The organism is Enterobacter sp. 198 (genome assembly GCF_009025585.1).
Lineage (GTDB): Bacteria > Pseudomonadota > Gammaproteobacteria > Enterobacterales > Enterobacteriaceae > Enterobacter > Enterobacter ludwigii.
The window spans coordinates 210217-231885 of record NZ_WCIM01000011.1; the positions used below are offsets into that span (position 1 = coordinate 210217).

Below are 21669 nucleotides of genomic sequence, written 5' to 3' on the forward strand. Positions count from 1 at the left end.
CCATGAGCCATAACGACACTATCGTCGCCCAGGCAACCCCACCGGGACGCGGTGGTGTAGGCATTCTGCGTATCTCCGGCCTGAAGGCCCGCGAGGTCGCCGAAGCGGTGCTGGGTAAACTGCCAAAGCCGCGCTACGCTGATTATCTGCCGTTTAAAGACACTGACGGCACGCCGCTGGACCAGGGCATTGCGCTGTGGTTCCCGGGCCCGAACTCCTTTACCGGAGAAGACGTACTGGAGCTGCAGGGCCACGGTGGCCCGGTCATTCTCGACCTGCTGTTAAAACGCATTCTGACGCTGCCGGGCCTGCGCATTGCAAAGCCTGGTGAGTTCTCCGAGCGTGCCTTCCTGAACGACAAGCTCGACCTCGCACAGGCAGAAGCAATTGCTGACCTGATCGACGCCAGCTCCGAGCAGGCAGCCCGCTCCGCACTGAACTCGCTTCAGGGCGCGTTCTCGGCGCGCGTGAATCATCTTGTGGAAGCACTTACTCACCTGCGCATCTATGTCGAAGCAGCTATCGATTTCCCGGATGAGGAGATCGACTTCCTCTCAGATGGTAAAATTGAAGCTCAGCTCAATAGCGTGATGGCCGATCTCGACGCGGTGCGTGCCGAAGCACGTCAGGGTAGCCTGCTGCGCGAGGGGATGAAGGTCGTGATTGCGGGCCGCCCTAACGCCGGTAAATCGAGCCTGCTCAACGCCCTGGCGGGCCGTGAAGCGGCGATCGTCACCGACATCGCCGGTACCACCCGCGACGTGCTGCGTGAACATATTCATATCGACGGTATGCCGCTGCACATCATCGACACGGCAGGTCTTCGCGACGCCAGTGACGAAGTAGAGCGCATCGGTATCGAACGCGCCTGGCAGGAGATTGAGCAGGCTGACCGCGTGCTGTTTATGGTGGACGGTACCACGACCGATGCCGTTGATCCGGCGGACATCTGGCCCGACTTTATTGCCCGCCTGCCGGCAAAACTGCCGATCACCGTGGTGCGTAACAAAGCGGATGTGACCGGCGAAACGCTGGGTATTAGTGAAGTGAATGGCCACTCACTTATTCGCCTGTCGGCCCGTACCGGTGAAGGCGTTGACGACCTGCGCAACCATCTCAAACAGAGCATGGGCTTTGATACCAGTATGGAAGGCGGCTTCCTTGCGCGCCGTCGTCACCTTCAGGCGCTGGAAGACGCGGCACGCCACCTCGATCAGGGGAAAGCGCAGCTGCTTGGCGCATGGGCTGGTGAACTGCTGGCGGAAGAGCTGCGTCTGGCGCAGCAAAATCTGAGTGAGATAACCGGCGAATTTACCTCGGACGATCTGCTGGGACGGATTTTCTCGAGCTTCTGTATCGGCAAGTAATTACCGCTGATTAAGGGTGATTTCCTCCCGGGAAATCACCTTTGTCCAAATGGCAACTCGCCTAATCCCTTTTATCCCCCTATTCTGCTTGCCTGCATCTATGGGGGGTTTATGGCTCGTTTTCTGTTTTGTAGTTTTGCGCTGGTTCTGCTTTATCCATCGGGTATTGATATGTATCTGGTGGGGCTGCCGCACATTGCCCGCGATCTGGGTGCCAGCGAGGCGCAGCTGCATATTGCGTTTTCGGCCTATCTCGCCGGGATGGCATCATCGATGGTATTTGCCGGGAAAATCGCGGACAAAGCGGGTCGTCAGCCCGTGGCCATTACCTGTGCCATCATCTTCGCTCTGGCGTCAATGCTCTGCTCCCTGGCCCAGGACAGTACCCTGTTCCTGACAGGACGCTTTATTCAGGGGATAGGTGCCGGTGGCTGTTATGTGGTGGCCTTCGCCATCCTACGCGATACCTTAAGCGCCCAGCGCCGTGCCAAAGTGCTTTCCATGCTCAACGGTATTACCTGCATCATTCCGGTGATGGCGCCGGTGGTGGGCTATCTGATCATGCTGAAATTCCCGTGGCAGAGCCTGTTCTGGACGATGGCGGCCATGGGTGCGCTGGTCTTTATCCTCTCGATCACGGTGCTGAAAGAGACCCATCCAGGCTCGCAAAACGCAGGCCATACGGCAACCCTTCATCCGGCCGAGACGCTGCTAAACCGCTTTTTCCTGAGTCGCCTGGCCATTACCACACTGAGCGTGGCGGTGATCCTGACGTATGTAAACGTTTCCCCGGTGTTGCTGATGGAGACCATGGGGTTTGATCGCGGTGAGTATTCCACCGTGATGGCACTTACCGCAATGGTCAGTATGGCCGTCTCGTTCTCGACGCCGTTCGCACTGAATATCTTCCGTCAGCGCACGCTCATGCTAACCTCGCAGGTACTGTTCCTCGCTGCGGGGGGGATTCTGGCGACCACCAGCACACATGCGCTGATGCTGGTAGGGATTACGCTGATTTGCGCCGGCTTCTCCGTCGGCTTTGGCGTGGCGATGAGTCAGGCGCTTGGCCCGTTCTCGCTGCGCGCGGGTGTGGCAAGCTCGGTACTGGGTATTGCGCAGGTCTGCGGTTCGTCGCTGTGGATATGGCTGGCGGCGGTCATCGGCCTTAATGCGCTCAATATGCTGATCGGGATTCTGATTGGTTGTAGCATGCTCTGCATTACCTTACTTATGGTCATCCAGCCCGCGGCCCATTATGAAGAAGCCAATCAGCAGTCTCGATCTTAACCTGTTGTTGTGCCTGCAGCTTTTGCTGCAGGAGCGCAGCGTAACCAAAGCCGCGAAACGGATGAACGTGACCCCGTCCGCGGTAAGTAAATCGCTGGCGAAGTTGCGCGACTGGTTTGACGATCCGCTGTTTGTGAAAACACCGTTAGGCCTGCTGCCGACACCGCTGACGATGAGCCTGGAGCAGGATCTGGCCGACTGGATGCAGATTGGCAATCAGATCCTCGATAAATTCCATCATGACTCCCCGGGCGGGCTGACGTTCGTGCTGGCCGCGGAAACGCCTCTGATGCTGATCCGCTTTAATGCCCTGCTCGAGCAGGTCAATCAGCGCTATCCACAGGCCACGGTAAAGATGCGCCACTGGGATTACGACTCGGTGGATGCCATTACGCGCGGAGAAGTCGATCTTGGCTTCACGGGCCGTGAAACGCATCCGCGCTCCCGCGAGCTGTTGAAGCTGATGCCGTGGTTTATCGACTACGAAATTCTGTTCAGCGACCGCCCCTGCGTCTATTTGCGCGAAGATCATCCGGCTCTTCAGGAAGAGTGGAACCTGGAGACTTTCCTGCGCTATCCGCATATCAGCATCTTCTGGGAGCGCAGCGACACCTGGGCGCTTGATGAGGTGCTCAGAGAGATGGGACGTGAGCGTAATATCGCCATGAGCCTGCCCGGTTTCGAACAGTCGATGTTTATGGCGGCGCAGCCCGGCCATAACTACATCGCCACGGCGCCACACTACTGCCATCACTATAATCAACTCCACCAGCGTAAGCTGATCGCCCTGCCCATTCCCATTGATGAAGCCCAGGCTGAAAAACTGACCGTTCCTTTCACGCTGATCTGGCATAAACGAAACAGCCATAATCCGAAAATCCTCTGGCTCCGTGAGACAATCAAAGCGCTATATGCCGCTCCAGCGCTTATTTTTGCCTAAGAAAATGTAAAGTTGGGTCCTCAGGCTTCTCTTACTCCCATTTACTGATTAAAACAGAAGGCAAGTTAAGCGATAATCATGTAACCGTTTAACCGAATACGACCATTATCAAGGAGCGAAAAATGGCAACGCACTTTGCAAGAGGGATACTGACAGAGGGACATCTCGTATCGGCCAGAATTTCATCCGCGTGTCACCAGGAAACACGTAAACTGCCGGAGCATCGCCGGACGCGGTTTTTGGCATCCCGCGCGCTTCTCGCTGAGCTGATGTTCATGCTGTACGGCACCAGTGAACTGCCGGATATCCTCACCCAACCTGAAGGCCGCCCGGTCTTTGCCGACCCGGAGCTGCCGCGTTTCTCCATTGCCTACACGGGCAATATCATTGGCGTCGCGCTCACTACTGAAGGGGATTGCGGCCTGGACATGGAGCTTCAGCACGCAACCCGCGGCTTCCACGGCGCGAACCCGCACGATGACTACCCGCTTTCCAGCAATGAAAAGCTGTGGGTGCGTAACCAGAACGATCCCATCGAGGCCAGAGCTCAGCTCATTACCTTACGCCAGAGCATTCGAAAACTCTGTGGCTGTGCATCAGACGACGCCAGCCTGCTGCAATTGCTTCCAGGCTCCGGACGTCTGCGTTCCGCTAAAGCCACGCTGGTAGAGGCGCTCAGCGATGCCGAAGACGTACTGATTTGGTCCATCGCGGTGACCCCCGCCATCGAACGATTGAAAATCTGGGAATTTGACAGTCAACACGGATGGAGTAGCCTTCCGGATGTGCCCGAGCGAGCCAACGAACCCGCCGCGCGCCTGATGAGATTAACCAGTTTACCGGCAGAAAAAGCATATACCCTTAGCTGATCCATTCAGGGTCATCATGATGAAACAGGAGTAATCATGTCTGATACGTTGAAAGTTGTTACGTTACTGGGAAGCCTGCGCAAAGGTTCATTTAACGGGATGGTTGCCCGCACGCTGCCTCAGCTGGCACCGGCAGGTATGGACATTAGCGCCCTGCCATCGATTGGCGACATTCCGCTTTACGACGCGGATGTGCAGCAGGAAGAAGGGTTTCCACAGAGCGTAGAAGCGCTTGCAGAGCAGATCCGCCAGGCCGACGGCGTGGTGATTGTTACGCCTGAATATAACTACTCCGTCCCGGGTGGTCTGAAGAATGCCATTGACTGGTTATCCCGTCTCCCGGAGCAACCGCTGTCGGGTAAACCGGTGCTGATCCAGACCAGCTCTATGGGCGCGATTGGCGGGGCACGCTGCCAGTACCATCTGCGTCAGATCCTGGTCTTCCTGGATGCGATGGTAATGAACAAACCGGAATTTATGGGGGGCGTGATTCAGAACAAGGTCGACCCGCAGACGGGTGAAGTGGTAGATCAAAGTACGCGTGACCATCTTTCTGGCCAGCTCACCGCGTTTGGTGATTATATTAAGCGAGTGAAAGCTTAAACGTAGCCTGACACCCTCACTCTGGCCCTCTCCCACAGGGAGAGGGCGCAAACACAAAAGCCCTTTTCGACGAAAAGGGCTTTCTGTTTATTTGGCATCAATAAAAACAATCTTCAGCACAAACAGCAGCGCCACAATGATGACGCACGGGCTGAGGTCGCGGAAGCGACCGGTACCAATCTTCATGACGCAGTAGGAGATAAAGCCCAGCGCGATACCTTCGGTGATCGAGAAGCTGAACGGCATCATCACCGCGGTAATAAACGCAGGCACCGCTTCGGTTAAATCATCCCACTTCACGCGCGACAGGCTGGAGGTCATTAACACCCCCACGTAGATCAGCGCGCCGGCTGCCGCATACGGAGGCACCATGCCCGCCAGCGGCGACAGGAAGATCACCAGCAGGAACAGGATACCCACCACAACCGCCGTCAGACCGGTACGGCCACCCACAGAGACACCTGAAGAGGATTCAATGTAAGCGGTAACAGACGATGTACCGATAAACGCGCCGGTGACAGAGGAGACACTGTCAACGAACAGCGCCTGCTTCATGCGCGGGAATTTCCCATTCTCATCCGCCAGGCCGGCTTTGTCGGTCACGCCAATCAGCGTACCGGAGGAGTCAAACAGGTTAACCAGCATGAAGGAGAAAATCACGCCCGCCAGACCCAGGTTCAGGGAGCCTGCCAGATCGACGTGCCCAATGACGGTAGATACGCTCGGTGGCGCGGAGACAATCCCTTTGTACTGCACATCGCCCAGCATCCAGCCCAGTAGCGTGGTGACCACGATGGAAACCAGCACGGCCGCATGAATATTGCGCGAAGCCAGGATAGCGATGATAAAGAAGCCCAGCACGCCCAGCAGCACGTTGTGCGAGGTCAGGTGACCGATGCTCACCAGCGTGTCCGGGTTAGCCACGATAACGCCTGCGTTTTTCAGACCCATCATGCCGATAAACAGACCAATACCGCTGGTAATGCCCACGCGCAGGCTCACCGGAATATTGGCTATCATCCAGTAACGTACGCGGAAAATGGTCAGCAACAGCAGGCCAACCGCGCCCCAGAAGATAGCGCCCATGCCGACCTGCCATGGCAGACCCATCGCCTGGACGACCACGAACGCGAAGAAAGCGTTTAGACCCATTGCCGGGGCCAGCGCCACGGGCAGGTTAGCGAACACACCCATCAGGATACTGCCCAGCGCAGCGATCAGACAGGTGGTCACGAAGACGGCGCTGGTGTCCATGCCAGCAACGCCCAGAATTTGTGGGTTAACAAAAACGATATAGACCATCGTCAGGAAGGTGGTGAAACCGGCGATCACTTCGGTGCGTGCCGTTGTGCCGTGCTCACGCAGTTTAAACACGCGCTCAAGCAGACCCTGACCAGATGTCTGGGTAGTGTGTTGTTGACTCATCATCAATTTCCGAACAAGGAGGGAAAATTCGTCGCTATCCTATACCAAAATGCGACAATAGTGGCGGTTACGAGAGACATTTTTTCATTGATTTTGCTTATACGGCAACGATTGCGTCTCATTAAACTGCCGTACGTAAACGTTAAACTTGTAAAAAGGGAAAGGCATGTCCGGAATTGAAGCGGTATTTTTCGACTGCGACGGTACGCTGGTCGACAGTGAGGTCATTTGTTCCCGCGCGTATGTGACCATGTTCAGGGAATTTGGCATTACGCTGGATCTCGAAGAGGTGTTTAAACGCTTTAAAGGCGTGAAGCTCTACGAGATCATCGACATCATTAACGAAGAGCACGGTGTGGATCTGGCAAAAGCAGATCTGGAGCCGGTCTACCGCGCCGAGGTCGCACGCCTCTTCGACTCCGAGCTGGAGGTCATTGCCGGGGCGAATGCGCTTCTGGATGCGATGACGGTGCCCATCTGCGTGGTCTCGAACGGTCCGGTCAGCAAAATGCAGCACTCGCTGGGTAAGCTTGAAATGTTGCACCACTTCCCGGAAAAACTGTTCAGCGGCTACGATATCCAGCGCTGGAAGCCAGACCCGGCGTTGATGTTCCATGCAGCAAAAGCGATGAATGTTAACGTGGCGAACTGCATTCTGGTGGATGACTCTTCTGCGGGAGCGCAGTCGGGGATTGATGCGGGTATGGAGGTGTTTTACTTCTGCGCCGATCCGCACAACAAACCGATCGATCATCCAAAAGTGACGACCTTCACCGATCTGGCGCAGCTGCCAGAATTGTGGAAGGCTCGCGGGTGGAATATTACTCGCTGAAAAAAAGCCGGATAGCACTGACGCTTATCCGGCCTATAAGGTTCACAGGCCCGGTAAGCACAGCAGCACCGGGCATGTTAGCGCATCACTCTTTCGGATCTTTACCCGCCAGCAGCTTGTCCAGCTCATCGCCGCCAACGTGACGGAAATCCTGTCCTTTCACGAAGTAGAAGATGTATTCGCAAATGTTCTGGCAACGGTCACCGATACGCTCAATTGAGCGCGCGCAGAACAGCGCGGTCAGGACGCTTGGGATCGTACGGGAGTCTTCCATCATGTAGGTCATCAGCTGACGCACGATGCCTTCATACTCCTGGTCGACCTTTTTGTCTTCACGGTAGATACGTACCGCTTCGTCCAGATCCATACGCGCAAAGGCATCCAGTACGTCATGCAGCATCTGCACGGTATGACGACCCAGCGACTCGAGGCTCACCAGCAGTGGCTGGTGCTGCTGAGAGAATTTCTCCAGCGCGGTGCGGCAGATTTTATCTGCAACGTCACCAATACGCTCCAGCTCGGCGATGGTTTTGATGATCGCCATAACCAGACGCAGGTCGCTCGCCGTTGGCTGACGCTTGGCGATAATACGCACGCAGGCTTCATCAATGGCGACTTCCATCATATTGACGTTTTTATCACCTTCGATAACGCGCTTCGCCAGCTCGCTGTCCTGGTTGTGCATCGCGGTAATGGCATCGGAAAGCTGCTGCTCAACCATGCCACCCATGGTCATCACCTGAGTGCGAATACTTTCCAGCTCTGCGTTGAACTGGCCTGAAATGTGTTTGTTAAGATTGAGATTGTCCATAGCGCGCTCCTGAATCAACCGTAACGACCGGTGATATAGTCTTCTGTTTGCTTTTTAGCGGGCTTGGTGAACAGATCGTCCGTATTACTGAACTCAATCAACTCGCCCAGGTACATAAACGCCGTGTAATCGGAACAACGCGCAGCCTGCTGCATGTTGTGGGTCACGATAACCACGGTGTAATCCTGCTTCAGCTCGGTGATCAACTCTTCAATACGGCCGGTTGAGATCGGGTCCAGAGCTGAACACGGCTCATCCAGCAACAACACTTCCGGGCGAATGGCGATACCACGCGCAATGCACAGACGCTGCTGCTGACCACCGGAGAGAGAGTAACCGCTCTGGTGCAACTTATCTTTGGTTTCGTTCCATAATGCGGCCTTGGTCAAAGCCCACTGAACGCGCTCATCCATATCCGTACGGGAGAGCTTTTCAAACAGACGTACGCCAAAGGCGATGTTGTCATAGATGGACATCGGGAACGGCGTCGGTTTCTGGAACACCATCCCGACTTTCGCACGCAGCAGGGCGATATCCTGGCTGTTGGTCAGAATGTTATCGCCATCCAGGATGATTTCACCTTCGGCACGCTGCTCCGGATAGAGCGAATACATTTTGTTAAAGGTACGCAGCAGCGTGGATTTGCCACAGCCAGACGGACCGATAAATGCCGTGACCTGGTTCCTGGCGATATCCAGGTTGATGTTCTTCAGGGCATGGAATTTGCCGTAGTAGAAGTTCAAATCACGAACCTGAATCTTACCCGGGGCAGTATCAACCATACTCATTGACTCATTTCCTCATTCGGCGCCGCGATCTGCCGCGCCGTAAAAATTTAACCGTGTTTCTGCTTCGCGAAAATGACGCGCGCCAGAATGTTCAGCAACAGTACGCAAAGGGTAATGATCAGCACCCCGGCCCAGGCCAGCTGCTGCCATTCCGCGAATGGGCTCATCGCAAATTTAAAAATCGTCACCGGCAGGTTGGCGATCGGCTGCATCATGTCCGTACTCCAGAACTGGTTGGAGAGGGCAGTAAACAGCAGCGGTGCCGTTTCGCCTGCAATACGGGCAATGGCCAGCAGGATACCGGTCATGATCCCCGATACGGAGGCTTTCAGCGTAATCGCGGAGATCATTTTCCACTTCGGCGTGCCCAGCGCGTAAGCCGCTTCACGCAGGCTATCCGGCACCAGTTTCAGCATGTTCTCGGTGGTACGAATGACGATAGGTACCTGCAGCAGCGCCAGCGCAATCACACCTGCCCAGCCGGAGAAGTGTTCCATTTGCGCCACCACAATGGTGTAAACAAACAGACCGACCACGATAGACGGCGCAGACAGCAGGATGTCGTTAATGAAACGAATCACCTCTGCCAGCCAGGATTTACGCCCGTACTCCGCCAGATAAATCCCCGCCATAATGCCAAGCGGTGTACCAACTACCGTCGCCCAGAGGATCAGCAAACCGCTTCCCGCCAGGGCATTCGCCAGGCCGCCGCCCGCCGTATTTGGCGGCGGCGTCATCTCGGTGAACAGTGACAGCGACATCCCGTCGATGCCGCGTACAACGGTCGAGAACAGGATCCAGACCAGCCAGAACAGACCGAACGCCATCGTTGCCATTGAGAGCGTCAACGCAACGCGGTTTTTGAAACGACGCTTCGCCTGCATTTTGCGACGGGATTCCGCCAGCGCAGTGGTGCTTTGCATTTCGAGAGTTGCCATTAGCGTGCCCCCTCATTTTTTGCGAGACGCAGGATCATTAGCTTGGAGATCGCCAGCACAATGAAGGTAATCACAAACAGGATCAGGCCCAGTTCCATCAGCGCCGCGACGTGCAGCCCGGATTCCGCTTCGGCAAATTCATTCGCCAGTGCGGAAGTAATACTGTTGCCCGGCATGTAGAGGGAGGCGCTATCGAGCTGGTAGGTGTTACCGATAATAAAGGTCACCGCCATGGTTTCACCCAAAGCACGGCCTAACCCCAGCATGACGCCGCCAATCACCCCATTTTTGGTGAACGGAAGGACGATGCGCCAGATAACTTCCCAGGTGGTGCAGCCGATGCCGTAGGCCGACTCTTTCATCATCACCGGCGTTTGTTCGAAGACATCGCGCATTACCGCCGCAATGTACGGAATAATCATAATGGCGAGGATCACCCCCGCAGCCAGAATACCGATACCGAAAGCCGGGCCAGAGAACAGGGTGCCGACAAACGGAATGGCGGAGAGAACATTCCCCACCGGTTCCTGGAAGTACGTTGCGAACAGGGGAGCAAAGATAAACAGGCCCCACATGCCGTACACGATACTTGGAATAGCGGCCAGCAGTTCAATGGCGATACCCAGTGGACGACGCAGCCAGCCCGGCGCCAGTTCCGTCAGGAACAGGGCAATACCAAAGCTCACCGGCACCGCAATCAGCAGGGCGATAAACGACGTCACCAGCGTGCCGTAAATCGGCACCAGCGCACCGTAGATATCGTTCGGCGCATCCCACTCTTTGGTCCACAGGAAGGAGAAACCGAATTTCTGGATGCTCGGCCAGGAGGAGAAAATCAGGGACACGATAATGCCGCCCAGCAGCAATAGCACAATCAGCGCAGCCAGTTTGACCAGCGCGCTGAAAATCATGTCACCTTTTTTACCCGGAGGGTTAAATGCAGGCTTTGTTGCAGCCATAAATCACTCTTCTGTTAAACGCGTTTACGAAATCGGCGGGTAGCGCGAGCGCCACCCGCCATTTTCGTCAGAATACTAAATTAATACAATGCTTTACCGCTGCTGTCTTTCACGTTGGTTTTCCATGCAGCGCGAATCTGCTCAACCACGTTGTCCGGCAGGGTGGCGTAATCCAGCGCGTTAGCCTGTTTGCCGCCGTTTTTGTACGCCCAGTCGAAGAACTTCAACACTTCAGCGCCCTGCTCAGGTTTCTTCTGCTCTTTGTGAACCAGAATGAAGGTGGTAGAGGTGATTGGCCACGCACCATCGCCTTTCTGGTTAGTCAGATCCTGAGCGAAGGATTTGCTCCAGTCAGCGCCTTTTGCAGCGTTAGCAAAGTTCTCTTCAGTCGGGCTGACTGGCTTGCCATCGGCAGAAACCAGTTTGGTGTAGGACAGGTTGTTCTGCTTAGCATACGCATACTCTACATAGCCGATAGAACCAGGCAGACGCTGTACGAACGCGGCGATACCGTCGTTGCCTTTACCACCCAGACCGGTTGGCCAGTTAACGGTAGAGCCGGAACCGACTTTAGATTTCCACTCTTCGTTCACTTTCGCCAGGTAGCTGGTGAAAACGAAAGAGGTACCGGAACCATCTGCACGACGAACCACTGCGATGTTCTGCGAAGGCAGTTTGACACCCGGGTTCAGTTTGGTGATGGCTTCGTCATCCCATTTTTTGATTTTACCGAGGTAGATGTCACCCAGGGTTTTGCCGTCCAGGACCAGCTCGCCTGATTTCAGGCCTGGAATGTTAACGGCCAGCACAACACCACCGATAACGGTCGGGAACTGGAACAGGCCTTCCTGCGCCAGTTTGTCATCAGACAGTGGAGCGTCTGATGCGCCGAAATCAACGGTATTCGCGGTAATTTGTTTTACGCCACCGGAGGAGCCGATACCCTGATAGTTAACCTTGTTACCGGTTTCTTTCTGGTAGGTATCCGCCCATTTGGCATACACCGGCGCAGGGAAGGTTGCACCAGCGCCAGTCAGGCTTGCTTCTGCAAATACAGAGAACGCGCTCAGAGATAAGGTCGCGGCGACAACAGTTGCGACAGTGGTACGCATAACTTTCATAATGTCTCCTGCAAGATTTTCGTAAATCGTTGTTTAGTGGCTACGATGAGCAAAATAGGACAAACAGGTGACAGATAAATGTACGAATTATGACAGTTTTATGACAATGGAAATTTAACTTAAATATCAATAAAAATTCATTTAATTATCATCTAGTTAACCACTTACGTGACAGCAAGTTTTCAGAAATATTTTCTTTATGTGACACTGAAAAAAGTAGCTGAAGATGACAGATTGTCATAAATAAAAATGCGGATGGGTTGATTAAAAACAAACCAGGAAGGGTAAAAAAGCTCCACCCGAAGGTGGAGCCTGAGGGGATTATTCTACGGTGACCGATTTCGCCAGGTTACGTGGCTGGTCAACGTCAGTGCCTTTGATCAGCGCGACGTGATAGGCCAGCAACTGCAGCGGAACGGTGTAGAAGATAGGGGCAATCACCTCTTCCACATGCGGCATCTCGATGATGTGCATATTGCCGCTGCTCGCAAAGCCGGCGTCTTTATCGGCGAAGACGTACAGTACACCACCGCGGGCGCGGACTTCTTCGATATTGGACTTCAGTTTTTCCAGCAGTTCGTTGTTAGGTGCCACAACAATGACCGGCATGTCTGCGTCAATCAGCGCCAGCGGGCCGTGTTTCAGCTCGCCTGCTGCGTAAGCTTCCGCGTGGATGTAGGAGATCTCTTTCAGCTTCAACGCGCCTTCCAGCGCAATTGGATACTGATCGCCACGGCCGAGGAACAGGGCGTGATGTTTGTCAGAGAAATCCTCCGCCAGCGCTTCAATGCGTTTGTCCTGAGACAGCATCTGCTCAATACGGCTTGGCAGCGCCTGCAGGCCATGAACGATGTCATGCTCAACAGACGCATCCTGACCTTTCAGACGCGCCAGTTTCGCCACCAGCATCAGCAGAACGGTCAGCTGAGTGGTAAACGCTTTGGTGGAGGCCACGCCGATTTCCGTACCCGCGTTGGTCATCAGCGCCAGATCGGATTCACGAACCAGCGAAGAACCCGGCACGTTACAGATGGCCAGAGAGCCCAGATAACCCAGCTCTTTAGAGAGACGCAGCGCCGCCAGGGTGTCCGCCGTTTCGCCAGACTGGGAAAGGGTGATCATCAGGCTATTACGACGCACCGCGGATTTGCGGTAGCGGAATTCTGAAGCGATTTCCACGTCACACGGAACACCGGCCAGGGATTCAAACCAGTAGCGTGAGACCATACCGGAGTTGTAGGAGGTACCGCAGGCCACGATCTGAATATGCTCAACCTTACCGAGCAGCTCATTGGCGTTGGCACCCAGTTCGCTCAGGTCCACCTCGCCGTGGCTGATGCGCCCGGTCAGGGTGTTTTTGATGGCGTTCGGCTGCTCGTAAATTTCTTTCTGCATGTAGTGACGGTAAGCGCCTTTGTCGCCTGCGTCGTACTGCAGATTGGATTCGATCTCCGGGCGTTTCACCTGCTCGCCTTTGGTATCGAATACCGTCACGCTGCGACGCGTCACTTCCGCGATATCACCCTCTTCCAGGAAGATAAAGCGACGGGTAACCGGCAGAAGTGCCAGCTGGTCAGAGGCGATAAAGTTCTCGCCCATGCCCAGACCGATAACCATTGGGCTACCGGAACGTGCGGCCAGCAGCGTGGACGGATCGCGTGAATCCATGATTACCGTACCGTACGCACCGCGCAGCTGAGGGATCGCGCGCAGCACCGCTTCACGCAGTGTACCGCCCTGCTCCAGCTCCCAGTGAACCAGGTGAGCAATAACTTCGGTGTCGGTTTCAGAGACGAAGGTATAGCCGCGCGCTTTAAGTTCTTCGCGCAGCGGTTCGTGGTTTTCGATAATGCCGTTATGCACGACCACGATGTGTTCGGACACATGCGGGTGCGCATTGCCTTCAGACGGTTCGCCGTGGGTCGCCCAGCGGGTGTGCGCAATACCCGTACCACCGTGCAGCGGATGATCTTCCGCAGCCTGGGCCAGCATCTGCACTTTACCGAGACGACGCAGACGGGTCATATGCCCTTCTGCATCCACAACTGCCAGACCGGCAGAGTCGTAACCACGGTATTCCAGACGACGTAAACCTTCGAGAAGGATTTCAGCAATATCACGCTGCGCAACTGCGCCAACAATTCCACACATAGTTTAATTTCCTGATTATGGCGTTATGCCATGCGTTGTCGCTGACCTGTATTTGCCCTTTCCGGGCACCCCGAGCCTTGTAGAGAGTGGGGTTATTGTTATAAGTACTGCCTTTGGGGGGAGGATTATGTTATCCCCTCACCCCATCCCTCTCCCCAAAGGGGCGAGGGCAAAAAACACCGCACCGAACGAGCTCTCTCCTCGCGGGAGAGAGCAGGGTGCAGGTCGTTACTTTTTCTTCACCGGGCGTTTCCAGCCCTGCTTGTGAACCTGCGGCACGCGGCTCAGCACCAGCTCATTGTCGGCAACATCGCGCGTCACGGTCGTCCCGGCGGCAATGGTTACCCCGTTCCCGACCGTCACCGGTGCCACCAGTTGTGTATCAGAACCGACAAACACATCATCACCGATGATGGTTTTAAACTTGTTGGCACCGTCATAGTTGCAGGTGATTGTTCCTGCACCAATGTTCACGTTATCGCCAATTTCTGCATCGCCCAGGTAGGTTAAATGGCCGGCTTTGGAACCTTTGCCCAGACGCGCTTTTTTCATCTCAACGAAGTTGCCAACATGGGCGCCTTCGAGCAATTCAGCGCCAGGGCGCAGACGTGCGAACGGCCCAATGGTGCATGCCGCGTCCAGATGTGCATCTTCAACCACACTGTACGGGCTAATGTCGCAGTCATCACCGATGACGCTGTTTTTGATAACACAACCGGCACCAATTTTGACGCGGTGGCCAAGCGTGACGTTGCCTTCAAAGATAACGTTAGTATCGATTTCAACGTCGCGCCCGTGAGATAAGGTCCCGCGCAGATCGAAACGCGCCGGGTCGCGCAGCATAACGCCTGCCAGGAGCAGTTTTTCAGCCTGTTCGGACTGATAAACGCGTTCCAGGCGGGAAAGCTGAAGGCGGTTATTCACCCCTTCGGTTTCGCTAATGCGTGCCGGATGAACCGCCGCAATCTCACGCCCTTCCTGATAGGCCATCGCGATGATGTCGGTGATGTAGTACTCACCCTGCGCATTATTGTTGGTGAGCTTCGACAGCCAGCGCTTCAGGTCCGCGCCATTGGCAATCAGGATACCGGTGTTGATCTCCTGAATCTGACGCTGTGCGTCGCTGGCATCTTTATGCTCAACGATACCCGTTACGTTACCGTTTTCGCGGGTAATGCGGCCATAGCCGGTCGGATCGTCAAGCACGACGGTTAACAACCCGATGCCACCCTGCGGTTTAGCTTCACGCAGGCGGGCAAGGGTGTCGACAGAGATCAGCGGGACGTCGCCGTAAAGCATCAGAATATCTTCGTCATCCGCAAAGAACGGGGCGGCCTGCTGCATGGCGTGTCCGGTCCCCAACTGTTCTGCCTGAAGCACCCAGTTGAGTTTGTCATCGTTCAGCGTCTTTTTAAGCAGATCGCCGCCGTGACCATAGACCAGATGGACCTGACGGGCACCCAGTTCATTAGCGGCATCAATGACATGCTGCACCATCGGCTTTCCTGCCAGCGTGTGCAGTACCTTTGGAAGATCGGAATACATGCGGGTACCTTTACCGGCGGCAAGGATGACCACGCTCATTGTATTGTTCAACATACGCGTCCTGACTGTAATTTGAGTAAGAAGTTAAACCCGTTGACGTTGAAAATTCTACATATTTTGCGTCATAAAATGGAATGGTGGTAAAACGTTCAACATCAGCCAATAATGGCTATTTGAGGCGATTTTTAGGGGCAGAGTAAACCCCTTTTTCTCTGGAAAATAGCCTTCTCGCGATAAGTCGCTAGCACACACAATAGCTTAGCTATTCTTTTGGATCATGAATAAAGATCGGTGTGATACGAAACCATAAAAAAAGCCAGCCTGGAAACCAGACTGGCTTTGTGCTTTTCAAGCCGGTGTTACATCGCTTTTTTGGTCAACTCGATAACGCGCAGTTTCGCGATCGCTTTGGCCAGCTCCGCAGACGCCTGAGCGTAATCCACGTCACCATGAGAGCTGCTAATGTGCTCTTCAGCCTTACGCTTCGATTCCAGGGCTCGTGCTTCGTCGAGATCCTGGCCACGAATAGCGGTATCGGCCAGAACGGTCACGCTGCCAGGCTGCACTTCAAGAATGCCGCCGGACAGATAGATAAACTCTTCATGACCGAACTGTTTAACGATGCGGATCATACCAGGCTTAATGGCGGTGAGCAGCGGTGCGTGACCCGGGAAAATACCCAGTTCACCTTCACTACCCGTTACCTGGATTTTCTCGACCAGACCAGAGAACATTTGTTGCTCTGCGCTGACGACGTCCAGGTGGTAAGTCATTGCCATATCACCCTCCGATTAAGGCGTTAAAGTTTTTTGGCTTTTTCCACGGCTTCGTCGATGGAACCAACCATGTAGAACGCCTGCTCCGGCAGGTGATCGTATTCGCCTTCCATGATGCCTTTAAAGCCACGGATGGTGTCTTTCAGGGAAACGTATTTACCCGGAGAACCGGTGAATACTTCCGCAACGAAGAACGGCTGGGACAGGAAGCGCTGGATCTTACGCGCACGTGCTACCACCAGTTTGTCTTCTTCAGACAGCTCATCCATACCCAGGATGGCGATGATGTCTTTCAGTTCCTGGTAACGCTGCAGCAGGGACTGTACGCCACGCGCGGTGTCGTAGTGTTCCTGACCCACAACCAGTGGATCCAGCTGACGGCTGGTGGAGTCCAGCGGGTCAACGGCCGGGTAGATACCCAGAGACGCGATCTGACGGCTCAGTACCACGGTTGCGTCAAGGTGCGCAAAGGTGGTGGCTGGGGATGGGTCAGTCAAGTCATCCGCAGGTACGTATACCGCCTGAACGGAGGTGATAGAACCGGTTTTGGTAGAGGTGATACGTTCCTGAAGAACACCCATCTCTTCCGCCAGCGTCGGCTGATAACCTACCGCTGAAGGCATACGACCCAGCAGTGCAGATACTTCAGTACCGGCCAGGGTGTAACGATAGATGTTATCAACGAACAGCAGAACGTCACGGCCTTCGTCACGGAACTTCTCAGCCATAGTCAGGCCAGTCAGCGCAACGCGCAGACGGTTTCCTGGTGGCTCGTTCATCTGACCGTAAACCAGGGATACTTTGTCCAGAACGTTGGAGTCGGTCATTTCGTGGTAGAAGTCGTTACCCTCACGAGTACGTTCACCTACGCCCGCAAATACGGAGTAACCGGAGTGCTCGATCGCGATGTTACGGATCAGCTCCATCATGTTTACGGTTTTACCTACACCCGCACCACCGAACAGACCAACTTTACCGCCCTTCGCAAACGGACACATCAGGTCGATAACTTTGATGCCGGTTTCCAGCAGTTCCTGAGAGCTGGACAGCTCTTCGTAGGAAGGTGCTGCGCGGTGGATAGCCCAACGCTCTTCTTCACCGATGTCGCCTTTCATGTCGATTGGTTGACCCAATACGTTCATGATACGACCCAGTGTTGCTTTACCTACCGGGACTTCGATCGGGTGCTCAAGGTCTTTAACTTCCAGACCACGACGCAGACCGTCGGAAGAACCCATCGCGATGGTACGCACGATACCGCCGCCGAGCTGCTGCTGAACTTCCAGCACCAGGCTCTCGTTACCATTCTGTACCTCAAGCGCGTCGTACACGCGTGGTACGGCGTCCTGAGGGAACTCGACGTCCACCACGGCGCCGATTACCTGGACAATCTTTCCAGTAGCCATCTTGAATCCTCTACGTAATTCGTAAACCTGGTTAAACCGCGGCGGCCCCCGAGACGATCTCGGTGAGTTCCTGAGTAATGCTGGCCTGACGAGCTTTGTTGTAAACCAACTGCAGCTCTTTAATCAGGCTGCCGCCATTATCGGTCGCGGCTTTCATCGCCACCATTCGTGCGGCCTGCTCGCTGGCCAGGTTTTCTACAACGCCCTGATAAACCTGAGATTCAACGTAACGACGCAGCAGGGTATCCAACAGCGGTTTCGGATCGGGTTCATACAGGTAATCCCAGGATTTTTGCTTCAGCTCGTCATCTTCTGATGCCGGTAAAGGCAGCATCTGAGTGAGCGTTGGAACCTGAGACATGGTGTTAATAAATTTGTTGCTGACAACGTACAGTCTGTCCAGACGGCCTTCATCATAAGCCTGCAACATCACTTTAACCGGGCCGATCAGCTCGGACAGGGAAGGGTTATCACCCATACCCGTCACCTGAGCGACAATGTTGCCACCAACGGAGTTAAAGAAAGAGACGCCTTTAGAGCCGATCATTGCGATATCGCACTGAACGCCTTTTTCAGACCATGCTTTCATATCCGCCAGCAGTTTTTTGAACAGGTTAATGTTCAAGCCGCCACACAGACCACGGTCGGTCGACACCACCAGGTAGCCCACGCGCTTAACGTCGCGTTCTTCCAGGTAAGGGTGCTTATATTCCAGATTACCGTTTGCAAGGTGACCAATCACTTTGCGCATGGTTTCTGCATAAGGACGGCTGGCCGCCATGCGATCCTGCGATTTACGCATTTTGGAAGCGGCGACCATCTCCATCGCTTTAGTGATCTTTTGCGTGTTCTGGACGCTTGCGATCTTACTACGTATCTCTTTTGCGCCGGCCATGAGCTTCTCCTCAATGCCAGGCGGCTTGTCCTGAGACAAGCCGCCGGACGATTACCAGGATTGGGTTGCTTTGAAGGAATCGAGGATAGCTTTCAGCTTACCTTCGATTTCGTCGTTATAGCCACCGGTCTGGTTGATCTCTTGCATCAGCGGAGCGTGATCACGGTCGACGTAAGCCAGCAGAGCGGCTTCGAAGCTACCGATTTTCGCCAGTTCCACATCTTCGAGGTAACCGCGTTCAGCCGCGAACAGAACCAGGCCCTGCTGAGCAACAGACATTGGTGCGTACTGTTTTTGCTTCAGCAGCTCGGTCACTTTCTGACCGTGGCTCAGCTGTTTACGGGTTGCTTCGTCCAGATCGGATGCGAACTGAGAGAACGCAGCCAGTTCACGATACTGTGCCAGCGCGGTACGAATACCACCGGACAGTTTCTTGATGATCTTGGTCTGAGCAGCACCACCCACACGGGATACGGAGATACCCGGGTTAACTGCCGGACGAATACCGGAGTTAAACAGGTTGGTTTCCAGGAAGATCTGACCATCGGTAATGGAGATTACGTTGGTCGGAACGAACGCAGAAACGTCACCCGCCTGGGTTTCAATGATTGGCAGCGCGGTCAGAGAGCCGGTTTTACCCTTCACTTCACCTTTGGTGAAGTTCTCGACGTATTCCGCGTTAACGCGGGAAGCACGCTCCAGCAGACGAGAGTGGAGGTAGAATACGTCGCCAGGGAACGCTTCACGTCCAGGTGGACGACGGAGCAGCAGGGAAACCTGACGATATGCAACGGCCTGTTTAGACAGGTCATCGTATACGATCAGCGCATCTTCACCGCGGTCACGGAAGTATTCGCCCATTGCGCAACCGGCGTATGGTGCCAGGTATTGCAGTGCAGCAGATTCAGAAGCGGTCGCCACAACAACGATGGTGTTAGACAGCGCGCCGTGCTCTTCCAGTTTACGAACCACGTTAGAAATGGTGGACGCTTTCTGGCCGATAGCCACGTACACACATTTGATGCCGGAGTCACGCTGGTTGATGATGGCGTCGATAGCCATCGCGGTTTTACCGGTCTGACGGTCACCGATGATCAGTTCACGCTGGCCACGACCGATTGGAATCATGGCATCAACGGACTTATAACCAGTCTGCACTGGCTGATCAACGGACTGACGGTCGATAACGCCTGGTGCGATAACTTCGATTGGGGAGAAGCCATCGTGCTCAACCGGACCTTTACCGTCGATTGGCGCACCCAGGGTGTTAACAACGCGACCCAGCAGGCCACGGCCAACCGGCACTTCCAGAATACGGCCAGTACACTTAACCTTCATGCCTTCGGCGAGGTCAGCGTATGGACCCATCACAACTGCACCTACGGAGTCGCGCTCCAGGTTCAGTGCGATAGCGTAACGGTTACCCGGCAGGGAAATCATCTCACCCTGCATACAATCGGCCAGGCCGTGGATGCGGATAACACCGTCACTTACAGAAACAATAGTACCTTCGTTGTGAGCTTCGCTCACAACACTGAACTGAGCAATGCGCTGCTTGATCAGTTCGCTGATTTCGGTGGAATTCAGTTGCATGCTCCAGTCCCCTTAAGACTGCAAGACGTCTGCAAGGCGTTCAAGACGGCCGCGTACGCTGCCATCAATGACCATATCACCCGAACGGATGATTACGCCTGCCATTACAGACTTATCGATTTTGCAATTCAGCTTAACTTTGCGTGACAGACGTTTTTCCATCGCGGCGGTAATTTTCGCAAGCTGTTCATCACTCAGTTCAGTCGCAGAAGTCACTTCGACTTCAGCGGTAGCTTCACTAAGGGCACGTAAGTGCTCAAACTGCTCGAGAACATCCGGGAGCACACGGAGACGACCATTTTCTGCCATTACCTTAATCAGGTTCTGACCATTGGCATCCAGTTGCTCTCCGCACACGGCGATAAACGACGCGGCGAGAGTTTCAGGCGCTAACGCACCAGAAAGCAACTCGGCCATTTGTTCGTTTTTCGTCACCTCAGCGGCAAACGCCAGCATATCCTGCCAGCGATCGACATTTTGGTGTTCGACAGCAAAGTCAAAAGCTGCTTTGGCGTAGGGGCGAGCTACCGTAACAAATTCAGACATCAGCCCCTCCCTCCTTACAGTTCAGCGACAAGTTTGTCCACGATGTCGCTGTTAGCAGCTTCATCCACGGAACGTTCGATGATCTTCTCGGCGCCAGCAACAGCCAGAATCGCAACCTGCTTACGCAGTTCTTCGCGAGCACGTTTACGCTCAGCTTCAATTTCAGCCTGAGCTTGTGTCACGATCTTAGTACGTTCCTGTTCTGCTTCAGCTTTGGCTTCGTCCAGGATCTGCGAACGGCGTTTGTTAGCCTGTTCGATGATAACCTGAGCTTCCGCTTTCGCTTTTTTCAGCTGGTCTGTCGCGTTGGCCTGTGCAAGGTCCAAATCTTTCTTAGCGCGTTCTGCAGAAGCCAGACCGTCAGCAATTTCTTTCTGACGTTTTTCGATGGCAGCCATTAAAGGCGGCCATACATACTTCATGCAGAACCAGACAAAGAGAATAAACGCGATGGCCTGGCCGAGGATTGTTGCGTTCATGTTCACAGCACAATACCTCTTTAATATCTGTGGCTTAGGGTTTTAAAACTACTACTACGCGACAGCAAACATCACGTACAGACCCAGACCTACAGCGATCATTGGGATAGCATCCACCAGACCCATAACGATAAAGAACTGAGTACGCAGCAGAGGAATCAGATCAGGTTGACGCGCTGCGCCTTCCAGGAATTTGCCCCCGAGGATGCCGATACCGATCGCAGCACCGATAGCCGCCAGACCCATCATCACAGCGGCAGCCATGTACAGCAGATCCATATTCAGGTTTTCCATGACAGTCTCCAGTTTGTTTCAATTAAAACGTAGTAGTGTTGGTA

21 protein-coding genes are annotated in these 21669 nt (G+C 54.5%); 6 read left to right on the forward strand and 15 right to left on the reverse strand.

Features of this window, described 5'->3' with window-relative positions:
- Positions 1–2 precede the first annotated feature (2 nt).
- The 5 genes from mnmE (at position 3) to F8561_RS05525 (ending at position 5066) form a co-directional block, all read left to right on the forward strand.
- Positions 3–1367 carry a tRNA uridine-5-carboxymethylaminomethyl(34) synthesis GTPase MnmE gene (gene mnmE, locus F8561_RS05505; protein ID WP_014172299.1) on the forward strand — a complete coding sequence of 455 codons (1365 nt, stop codon included), beginning with the start codon at positions 3–5 and terminating at the stop codon, positions 1365–1367.
- Between the two features lie 111 nt (positions 1368–1478).
- Entirely contained in the window at positions 1479–2654 is a 1176-nt protein-coding gene (locus F8561_RS05510; RefSeq protein ID WP_020882757.1) for an MFS transporter, read from the forward strand.
- On the forward strand, positions 2623–3594 hold the full coding sequence (gene yidZ, locus F8561_RS05515) for an HTH-type transcriptional regulator YidZ (protein ID WP_040018322.1): 972 nt from the start codon (positions 2623–2625) through the stop codon (positions 3592–3594). The genes F8561_RS05510 and yidZ overlap by 32 nt, the downstream gene beginning before the upstream one ends.
- A 122-nt stretch (positions 3595–3716) precedes the next feature.
- Positions 3717–4463, forward strand: coding sequence for a 4'-phosphopantetheinyl transferase family protein (locus tag F8561_RS05520; protein WP_151887231.1), 747 nt, complete (start codon positions 3717–3719; stop codon positions 4461–4463).
- 36 nt (positions 4464–4499) lie between these two features.
- Positions 4500–5066, forward strand: a complete 567-nt coding sequence (locus tag F8561_RS05525; RefSeq protein WP_020882759.1) for an NADPH-dependent FMN reductase — start codon at positions 4500–4502, stop codon at positions 5064–5066.
- An 87-nt stretch (positions 5067–5153) separates the two neighbouring features.
- Here F8561_RS05525 and F8561_RS05530 read toward each other — a convergent pair whose 3' ends face one another.
- Entirely contained in the window at positions 5154–6491 is a 1338-nt protein-coding gene (locus F8561_RS05530; RefSeq protein ID WP_138614807.1) for an NCS2 family permease, read from the reverse strand.
- A gap of 166 nt (positions 6492–6657) precedes the next feature.
- Here F8561_RS05530 and yieH point away from each other — a divergent pair, with 166 nt between their 5' ends.
- Positions 6658–7323 (forward strand): 6-phosphogluconate phosphatase, encoded by a 666-nt coding sequence (yieH, locus tag F8561_RS05535; RefSeq protein WP_014172293.1) that lies wholly within the window; start codon positions 6658–6660, stop codon positions 7321–7323.
- An 85-nt stretch (positions 7324–7408) separates the two neighbouring features.
- Here yieH and phoU read toward each other — a convergent pair whose 3' ends face one another.
- The 14 genes from phoU to atpE form a co-directional block, all read right to left on the reverse strand.
- Positions 7409–8134: a phosphate signaling complex protein PhoU gene (gene phoU, locus F8561_RS05540; protein ID WP_008500182.1), complete on the reverse strand. Its 726-nt coding sequence runs from the start codon at positions 8132–8134 to the stop codon at positions 7409–7411.
- Positions 8135–8148: 14 nt separating this feature from the next.
- On the reverse strand, positions 8149–8922 hold the full coding sequence (gene pstB / locus F8561_RS05545) for a phosphate ABC transporter ATP-binding protein PstB (RefSeq protein ID WP_014172291.1): 774 nt from the start codon (positions 8920–8922) through the stop codon (positions 8149–8151).
- 47 nt (positions 8923–8969) lie between these two features.
- Positions 8970–9860 carry a phosphate ABC transporter permease PstA gene (gene pstA / locus F8561_RS05550; RefSeq protein WP_014172289.1) on the reverse strand — a complete coding sequence of 297 codons (891 nt, stop codon included), beginning with the start codon at positions 9858–9860 and terminating at the stop codon, positions 8970–8972.
- A complete protein-coding gene (gene pstC / locus F8561_RS05555; protein ID WP_014172288.1) occupies positions 9860–10819 on the reverse strand; it encodes a phosphate ABC transporter permease PstC in 960 nt (319 codons plus the stop codon). The genes pstA and pstC overlap by 1 nt, the downstream gene beginning before the upstream one ends.
- Before the next feature lie 80 nt (positions 10820–10899).
- Entirely contained in the window at positions 10900–11940 is a 1041-nt protein-coding gene (gene pstS / locus F8561_RS05560) for a phosphate ABC transporter substrate-binding protein PstS (RefSeq protein WP_014172287.1), read from the reverse strand.
- Positions 11941–12261: 321 nt separating this feature from the next.
- Entirely contained in the window at positions 12262–14091 is a 1830-nt protein-coding gene (gene glmS, locus F8561_RS05565; RefSeq protein WP_151887232.1) for a glutamine--fructose-6-phosphate transaminase (isomerizing), read from the reverse strand.
- 228 nt (positions 14092–14319) lie between these two features.
- Positions 14320–15690: a bifunctional UDP-N-acetylglucosamine diphosphorylase/glucosamine-1-phosphate N-acetyltransferase GlmU gene (gene glmU, locus F8561_RS05570; RefSeq protein ID WP_073397489.1), complete on the reverse strand. Its 1371-nt coding sequence runs from the start codon at positions 15688–15690 to the stop codon at positions 14320–14322.
- Between the two features lie 305 nt (positions 15691–15995).
- Positions 15996–16415, reverse strand: a complete 420-nt coding sequence (locus F8561_RS05575) for a F0F1 ATP synthase subunit epsilon (RefSeq protein ID WP_006177560.1) — start codon at positions 16413–16415, stop codon at positions 15996–15998.
- A 20-nt stretch (positions 16416–16435) separates the two neighbouring features.
- Positions 16436–17818, reverse strand: a complete 1383-nt coding sequence (gene atpD / locus F8561_RS05580) for a F0F1 ATP synthase subunit beta (RefSeq protein WP_006177559.1) — start codon at positions 17816–17818, stop codon at positions 16436–16438.
- Between the two features lie 31 nt (positions 17819–17849).
- Positions 17850–18713, reverse strand: a complete 864-nt coding sequence (atpG, locus tag F8561_RS05585; RefSeq protein ID WP_020882764.1) for a F0F1 ATP synthase subunit gamma — start codon at positions 18711–18713, stop codon at positions 17850–17852.
- Positions 18714–18764: 51 nt separating this feature from the next.
- On the reverse strand, positions 18765–20306 hold the full coding sequence (atpA, locus tag F8561_RS05590) for a F0F1 ATP synthase subunit alpha (RefSeq protein WP_006808751.1): 1542 nt from the start codon (positions 20304–20306) through the stop codon (positions 18765–18767).
- Positions 20307–20318: 12 nt separating this feature from the next.
- The gene (atpH, locus tag F8561_RS05595; RefSeq protein WP_014172281.1) at positions 20319–20852 is read right to left on the reverse strand and encodes a F0F1 ATP synthase subunit delta; all 534 of its coding nucleotides are present in this window, start codon (positions 20850–20852) and stop codon (positions 20319–20321) included.
- A 14-nt stretch (positions 20853–20866) separates the two neighbouring features.
- Positions 20867–21337 carry a F0F1 ATP synthase subunit B gene (gene atpF, locus F8561_RS05600; protein WP_003862370.1) on the reverse strand — a complete coding sequence of 157 codons (471 nt, stop codon included), beginning with the start codon at positions 21335–21337 and terminating at the stop codon, positions 20867–20869.
- A 48-nt stretch (positions 21338–21385) separates the two neighbouring features.
- Positions 21386–21625, reverse strand: coding sequence for a F0F1 ATP synthase subunit C (gene atpE / locus F8561_RS05605; RefSeq protein WP_000429386.1), 240 nt, complete (start codon positions 21623–21625; stop codon positions 21386–21388).
- Positions 21626–21669: the final 44 nt, after the last annotated feature.

Bases quoted from the DNA above. Each gene is read 5' to 3' on its own strand.
- atpH (WP_014172281.1), bottom strand. From the start codon at position 20,852: ATGTCTGAATTTGTTACGGTAGCTCGCCCCTACGCCAAAGCAGCTTTT.
- glmS (WP_151887232.1), bottom strand. From the start codon at position 14,091: ATGTGTGGAATTGTTGGCGCAGTTGCGCAGCGTGATATTGCTGAAATC.
- pstS (WP_014172287.1), bottom strand. From the start codon at position 11,940: ATGAAAGTTATGCGTACCACTGTCGCAACTGTTGTCGCCGCGACCTTA.
- F8561_RS05510 (WP_020882757.1), top strand. From the start codon at position 1,479: ATGGCTCGTTTTCTGTTTTGTAGTTTTGCGCTGGTTCTGCTTTATCCA.
- mnmE (WP_014172299.1), top strand. From the start codon at position 3: ATGAGCCATAACGACACTATCGTCGCCCAGGCAACCCCACCGGGACGC.
- pstA (WP_014172289.1), bottom strand. From the start codon at position 9,860: ATGGCAACTCTCGAAATGCAAAGCACCACTGCGCTGGCGGAATCCCGT.
- F8561_RS05575 (WP_006177560.1), bottom strand. From the start codon at position 16,415: ATGGCAATGACTTACCACCTGGACGTCGTCAGCGCAGAGCAACAAATG.
- F8561_RS05520 (WP_151887231.1), top strand. From the start codon at position 3,717: ATGGCAACGCACTTTGCAAGAGGGATACTGACAGAGGGACATCTCGTA.
- yidZ (WP_040018322.1), top strand. From the start codon at position 2,623: ATGAAGAAGCCAATCAGCAGTCTCGATCTTAACCTGTTGTTGTGCCTG.
- phoU (WP_008500182.1), bottom strand. From the start codon at position 8,134: ATGGACAATCTCAATCTTAACAAACACATTTCAGGCCAGTTCAACGCA.
- atpD (WP_006177559.1), bottom strand. From the start codon at position 17,818: ATGGCTACTGGAAAGATTGTCCAGGTAATCGGCGCCGTGGTGGACGTC.
- pstC (WP_014172288.1), bottom strand. From the start codon at position 10,819: ATGGCTGCAACAAAGCCTGCATTTAACCCTCCGGGTAAAAAAGGTGAC.
- F8561_RS05530 (WP_138614807.1), bottom strand. From the start codon at position 6,491: ATGAGTCAACAACACACTACCCAGACATCTGGTCAGGGTCTGCTTGAG.
- atpA (WP_006808751.1), bottom strand. From the start codon at position 20,306: ATGCAACTGAATTCCACCGAAATCAGCGAACTGATCAAGCAGCGCATT.
- atpG (WP_020882764.1), bottom strand. From the start codon at position 18,713: ATGGCCGGCGCAAAAGAGATACGTAGTAAGATCGCAAGCGTCCAGAAC.
- yieH (WP_014172293.1), top strand. From the start codon at position 6,658: ATGTCCGGAATTGAAGCGGTATTTTTCGACTGCGACGGTACGCTGGTC.
- glmU (WP_073397489.1), bottom strand. From the start codon at position 15,690: ATGTTGAACAATACAATGAGCGTGGTCATCCTTGCCGCCGGTAAAGGT.
- atpE (WP_000429386.1), bottom strand. From the start codon at position 21,625: ATGGAAAACCTGAATATGGATCTGCTGTACATGGCTGCCGCTGTGATG.
- pstB (WP_014172291.1), bottom strand. From the start codon at position 8,922: ATGAGTATGGTTGATACTGCCCCGGGTAAGATTCAGGTTCGTGATTTG.
- F8561_RS05525 (WP_020882759.1), top strand. From the start codon at position 4,500: ATGTCTGATACGTTGAAAGTTGTTACGTTACTGGGAAGCCTGCGCAAA.